Origin of the sequence: Streptomyces sp. 15-116A (genome assembly GCF_025290915.1) — a bacterium.
GTDB lineage: Bacteria > Actinomycetota > Actinomycetes > Streptomycetales > Streptomycetaceae > Streptomyces.
The window spans coordinates 1-5,929 of record NZ_JAOCQE010000334.1 but is presented as its reverse complement, the minus strand read 5'-3'; the positions used below and the strand labels follow the sequence as shown (position 1 = coordinate 5,929).

Here is a 5,929-nt window from a genome sequence, read left to right as displayed (position 1 = left end):
CGGAGCCCCGTAGGGGCCGGCGGGCGACTGCGGCGCACCCTGCGGCGCCGCGTAGGGCTGGCCCTGCTGGGGCGGCGGCGGGGCGTACCAGCCGGGCTGGCCCTGACCCGGTACCGGCATCGGCGGCTGTGCGCCGGGCGGCAGCGGCTGCTGGAGCCCTGCCTTCTGGTCGGTGGTCGAGCGGTAGTCGACCGCGCCCTGCGTCATCCGCATGTACGCCTCCTCTAGCGAGGCCTGGTGCGGCGAGAGCTCCCACAGGCGTACGTCGCTGTCGTGGGCGATGTCACTGATGCGCGGCAGCGGCAGACCGGTCACCCGCAGGGCGCCGTCCTGCTCGGGCAGCACGTGCCCGCCGGCCTCGGTGATGGCGGCCGACAGCTTCTCGCGGGCCTGCGGCTCGGTGTCCGGCGTGCGCACCCGCGCGAAGTCGGCCGAGTTGGCGGAGATGAAGTCCTTCACGCTCATGTCGGCCAGCAGCTGGCCGCGCCCGATCACGATGAGATGGTCGGCGGTCAGCGCCATCTCGCTCATCAGGTGCGAGGAGACGAAGACCGTACGGCCCTCCGCCGCCAGGGACTTCATCAGATTGCGCACCCAGAGGATGCCCTCGGGGTCGAGGCCGTTGACCGGCTCGTCGAACAGCAGCACCTGCGGGTCGCCGAGCAGTGCGGCGGCGATGCCGAGCCGCTGGCCCATGCCGAGCGAGAAGCCCTTGGACCGCTTCCCGGCCACCTCGTGCAGGCCGACCACGCCGAGCACCTCGTCCACGCGCCGGGCCGGGATGCCCGACAGCTGGGCGAGGCACAGCAGGTGGTTGCGGGCGGAGCGGCCGCCGTGCACGGCCTTGGCGTCCAGCAGCGCGCCGACCTGGCGCGGGGCGTTGGGCAGCCTGCGGTACGGATAGCCGCCGATGGTGACGTGCCCGGCGGTGGGATTGTCCAGGCCGAGGATCATCCGCATCGTCGTCGACTTGCCGGACCCGTTGGGGCCCAGGAAGCCGGTGACGGCTCCGGGCCGCACCTGAAAGGAAAGGTTGTACACAGCGGTTTTGTCGCCGTACCGCTTGGTCAGGCCGACTGCCTCGATCATGCTCCGCACCCATCGAAAGGTTCAGGACAGCGGGGCACACGCCCCCGTAAGGGTTAGGAGGATATCGAGGCGCTGACGGTTCCGCTCAAGGCGAGGTAAAAACCGGTCCTTCCCGATCATTGACTCATTCACTGGGCGTCGCGCCGCTTCAGCAGCAGGTAGCCCCCGATGAGCGCTGCCAGCACCCACAGCACCATGATCCCGAGGCCGCCCCATGGCCCGTACGGGGTGTCGTCGTCGACCGGCGGGACCACCTGCATGATCTTGCTGCCGGCCTGGTCCGGCAGGAACTGGCCGATCTTCTTCGTCGCGTCGACATTGCCGAGGATGCTGGAGATCAAGAAGAAGAACGGCATCAGGATGCCCAGCGACAGCATCGGCGAGCGCAGCATCGCCGCCACGCCCATCGAGAACACCGCGATCAGGGTCATGTAGAGCCCGCCGCCGAGGACGGCCCGCAGCACCCCGTCGTCACCGAGGGACGCCTTGTGCTCGCCGAGCATCGCCTGGCCGAGGAAGAACGCGGCGAAGCTGGTGGCCATGCCGACCACCAGGGCGAGCGCGGTGGCGACCGCGATCTTGCTGAACAGGAAGGTGCCGCGCTGCGGCACGGCCGCCAGCGAGACGCGGATCATGCCGGTGCTGTACTCGTTCGACACCACCAGCACCCCGAACACGATCATCGCGAGCTGGCCGAGGCTCATCCCGGCGAAGCTGATGAAGGTGGGGTCGAAGGAGAGCCGGTCCCGGGCGCTCATGTCGTCGAACTCGTTCCTGGAGAGCGCCGAGATCAGCATGCCGAGCGCGATGGTGACCACCACCGCCAGGGAGAGCGTCCACACCGTGGACGCCACTGACCGGATCTTGGTCCACTCGGACCGGACGACCTGTGTTGCCGCCATGCTCAGCTCAGCCCCTCTTCCAGCCCTCGCCCCACGCCTGCGGGGCGACCGGCGCGTCGGAGTGCGCGTGGTACTCCACCGACTCCGCGGTCAACTGCATGAACGCCTCCTCCAGGGAGGCCTGTTGCGGGCTCAGCTCGTGCAGCACCAGCTGGTGCCGGGCCGCCAGCTCCCCGATGTACTCCGCCTTGCCGCCGTCCACCTCCAGCGCCCCGTTGCCGCTCTCCACGGCCGTGATCCCGGCCTGGTGCAGCACGTCGAGCAGCTTCTCGCGCTGCGGGCTGCGGACGCGGACGTAGGAGCGGGAGTTGCGGGCGATGAAGTCGGCCATCGTCATGTCGGCGAGCAGCCGGCCCTGGCCGATGACCACCAGGTGGTCGGCGGTCAGCGCCATCTCGCTCATCAGATGCGAGGAGACGAAGACCGTACGGCCCTGCGCGGCGAGTGATTTCATCAGCGTGCGGATCCAGTGGATGCCCTCCGGGTCGAGGCCGTTGACCGGCTCGTCGAACATCAGGATCCGCGGGTCGCCCAGCAGCGCGGCGGCGATGCCGAGCCGCTGGCCCATGCCGAGCGAGAACCCCTTGGCCTTCTTCTTCGCCACGGCGGTGAGCCCCACCGTGTCCAGCACCTCGTGCACCCGCTGCCGGGGGATGCCGTTGCTCTGTGCGAGGCACAGCAGATGGTTGAAGGCGCTGCGCCCGCCGTGCATCGCCTTGGCGTCCAGCAGCGCCCCGATGTACGTCAGTGGGTCCTTCAGCTGGTCGTAGTGCTTGCCGTCGATCCGGACGTCACCGGCGGTGGGCCGGTCCAGGCCCAGCATCATCCGCATGGTGGTCGACTTGCCCGCCCCGTTGGGGCCGAGAAAGCCCGTGACGATGCCCGGTCTGACGGTGAACGTCAGATTGTTGACCGCCACCTTCTCGCCGTACCGCTTGGTCAGCCCCTCGAGCTCGATCATGCGGCCCACGCTAAAACGGGACAAAGCCCTCTGCCACCTCAGTGGCAGAGGGCTTCGCAGGTTTTCAGCCGCTGTACTCCCGGACGTTACCGGGACTGCTGGGCCGGGACCCCGCGGGAGACCGGCTCCTCCTCGGCGGGCGCGCCGGTCGCGGCCACCGCGGCGCCGGTCAGCGTGGCGAGCATCTCGCGGACGTTCGTCAGCTGGGCGTTGATGGAGTCGCGGCGGTTGGTCAGGGCGGCCAGCTCGCGCTCGGACTCCGAACGGATCCGGTCGGCCTTGGCGTTGGCGTCCGCCACGATGTCCTCGGCCTGGCGCTGCGCGGTCTCCACCGTCTGGCGGGCCCGGCGCTCGGCGTCCGTGCGCAGCTTCTCCGCCTCCAGGCGCAGCTGTTCCGCGCGGTGCTCGATCTCCGCGAGGCGCTTCTCGGCCTTGGCCTGACGGGAGGCCAGGTCGCGCTCGGACTGCTCGCGGCGCTTGGCGAGGTTCGTCTCGAAGTCGGCGGCGGCCTGTGCGGCCTTCGCGCGGGTCTCCTCGAAGAGGGCGTCGGCCTCCTCACGCTTGGACTGCGCGTCCTTCTGCGCCTCGGAGCGCAGCTGAGCGGCGTCGCTCTTGGCCTTCTCGACGATCCGGACGCCCTCGTCCTCGGCCTTGGCCTTGCGCTCCGCCGCGTACGCCTCGGCGTCGTTGCGCACCTGCTGGGCCGCCGACTCGGCGAGCTCGCGGTGCTGCTCGGCCGCGCGCCGGGCCTCCTCGCGCAGGTCCTTCGCCTCTTCCTCGGCGAGCCGCAGGATCTTCTCGACCCGGGCACCGAGACCGGCGTACGACGGCTCGGCGTCGTTGACCTGTGCCTGGGCGTTCTGGGTCTCGAGGTGGAGCTCCTCGATGCGCTTTTCCAGAGCGGTGATGCGGGCGAGAGCACTGTCACGGTCGGAGACGAGCTTGGAGATACGTTCGTCCACCTGAGCGCGGTCGTACCCACGCCGCACAAGCTCGAAGCCGTAGGGGGAAGTGTCGCTCATGGGGTTCCTGTCGAATGAGACCGGTGAGGTGATAGGTGGAATCCTAGGGGCCGAAGCGGTGTGTCATCGAGCGGATGCACGTTTGATACGGAGAATGACACCCCTTTTGAGTGGCTGGTGCCCGGACGGCTTGCCAAAGCCTTGGTCAAAGGCCCTGGATCGCGGGCCATTCCGCCCGGTTTGCTAACTGTCTGACGACTTGCCACCCGAGCGGGGCGCACCCACCGTCGCGCCCGCCTTGACCCCGTTGTCCTTCGCGCCCGCCGGAGCCTCGAAGGACTCCAGGGCCTCCAGGACGTCCTGCACCCGGGAGATCTCGGCGTTGATGTCCTCGCGGCGCCGCACCAGCACCTCCAGCTCGCGCTTGCCCTCCTCGACCGTGCGCCGCGCCTCGCGGACCGCCTCGGCCTTGAGCTCCTCGGCCTCCTTGATGAGCGCGGCCTTCTTCTGCTCCGCCTCCTTCAGCAGGCCCTCGGCCTTCTTCACGGCGGCGATGCGCACCTTGCCGGCCTCCGAGTTGGCCTCGGAGACGATCTCCTTCGCCTTCGCCTCGGCCTTGGCGAGCTGCTCCTCGGCCGCCTTGATCAGCGCGTCGCAGCGGTCGCCGGTCGACTTCATCGTCTCGGCGGCCTCACGGCGGGCCCGCTCGTGCAGCTCCTCGATCTCGCTGGTGATGCGGTCCCGCAGCTCCTCCGCGCGCTCCCGGATCTGCGTGGCGTCCCGGCGGGCGCCGACCAGCAGCTCGTCCGCGTCCGTACGGGCCTTCTCCACCAGCGAGTTGCCCTCGACGGTCGCCTCGGAGACGATCCGCTCCGCCTCGCTGCGGGCCGCGCCGACCATGGTGTCCGCCTGCGACTCCGCGTCCGCGGTGGTCTTCAGCGCCTGCTGCTGCGCCTCCGCGAGCAGCTTGTCCGCCTCCGCCGTGGTCTCCGTGATGAGCTTGTCGACCTGCTCGGCCGCCTCGGAACGCCGCTTGTTGGCGTCCTTGCGGGCCTCGTCCAGGGTGCGCTCGGCCTCCTCGCGCGCCGAGCTCACCAGACGCTCGGCCTCCGCCTCGGCGTCCGCCTTCAGCCGGTCGGCCTCGCCGCGGACCCGCTCCGCGTGCTGCTGCGCCGAACCGACCGTCTCCGCCGCCTCGGCCCGCAGCCGCTCCGCGTCACCGGTGGCGTCCGCGATCAGCTTCTCCGCCTTGGCGACCGACTCCGACCGCAGGCGGTCGGCCTCGGCGACCGTCTCCGTGGTGAGCCGCTCGGCCTCGTTACGGGCCTCGGTGATGAGGGTGTCGGCCTGCGTCGCCGCGTCCGAACGGATCCGGTTGGCGTCCTCGCGGGCCTCCGCCCGGGTGCGGGCCGCGCTCTGCTCGGCCTCCGCGACGGTGTCCGACGCCTCCGTGCGCACCCGCTGGGCGTGCTCGGCGACCTCTGCGCGGATCCGCTCGGCCTCGGTGATCGCCTCGGACACCGTGCGCTCCGCGAGCGACTTGGCGGCCTCCGTCTCCTCCCGCGCCTCCCGGCGGAGCCGGCCCGCGTCCTCGCTCGCCCGCTCCCGCTCCGCGTAGGCGTCGGCGCGGACCCGGTCCGCCTCCTCCTCCGCCTCACGGCGGGTGCGCTCGGCGGCGTGCTCCGCGGCACTGCGCAGCCCGGTGATCTCCTCCTGCGCCTGCTCGTGCAGGCCGGCGACGGACTCGCGCACCTGCGCCGCGTGCTGCTCGGCCGCCGACACCATCTCGGTGGCCCTGCGGTCGGCCTCCTCGACCAGACGTACGGCCTCGGCCTGCGCCTCCTCCACACGCTTGCGCGCCGAGGCCAGCAGCTCCTCGCTCTGCTCGCGGGCCCGCTCGCGCTCCTGGTCGGCCTCCTGGCGGGCCGCGCCCAGCAGCTCCTCCGCCTCGCGGCGGCGCCGGGCGGCCTCCTCCTGTGCCGCGGCCAGCGTCTCGGACGCTTCCGTGCCCAGCC

The 5,929-nt window shown here is 71.0% G+C and carries 4 protein-coding genes and 1 pseudogene; all 5 read right to left on the bottom strand.

Features of this window, described 5'->3' with window-relative positions:
* A partial coding sequence (locus N4P33_RS31460) for an ABC transporter ATP-binding protein (protein WP_260830352.1) occupies positions 1-1,089 on the bottom strand: 1,089 nt, incomplete at its 3' end.
* Positions 1,090-1,217: 128 nt separating this feature from the next.
* Positions 1,218-1,991, bottom strand: coding sequence for an ABC transporter permease (locus N4P33_RS31455; RefSeq protein WP_260830351.1), 774 nt, complete (start codon positions 1,989-1,991; stop codon positions 1,218-1,220).
* A 7-nt stretch (positions 1,992-1,998) separates the two neighbouring features.
* Complete coding sequence (locus N4P33_RS31450) at positions 1,999-2,952, bottom strand: ABC transporter ATP-binding protein (protein WP_260830350.1); 954 nt, start codon at positions 2,950-2,952, stop codon at positions 1,999-2,001.
* An 86-nt stretch (positions 2,953-3,038) separates the two neighbouring features.
* Positions 3,039-3,974, bottom strand: coding sequence for a cellulose-binding protein (locus N4P33_RS31445; protein ID WP_260830349.1), 936 nt, complete (start codon positions 3,972-3,974; stop codon positions 3,039-3,041).
* Positions 3,975-4,157: 183 nt separating this feature from the next.
* Positions 4,158-5,929: pseudogene (locus N4P33_RS31440) on the bottom strand (hypothetical protein); the annotation flags it as partial.

What these genes read in the sequence shown, in the direction of transcription:
- N4P33_RS31455 (WP_260830351.1), bottom strand. Translation starts at nt 1,991, where the DNA reads ATGGCGGCAACACAGGTCGTCCGGTCCGAGTGGACCAAGATCCGGTCA.
- N4P33_RS31450 (WP_260830350.1), bottom strand. Translation starts at nt 2,952, where the DNA reads ATGATCGAGCTCGAGGGGCTGACCAAGCGGTACGGCGAGAAGGTGGCG.
- N4P33_RS31445 (WP_260830349.1), bottom strand. Translation starts at nt 3,974, where the DNA reads ATGAGCGACACTTCCCCCTACGGCTTCGAGCTTGTGCGGCGTGGGTAC.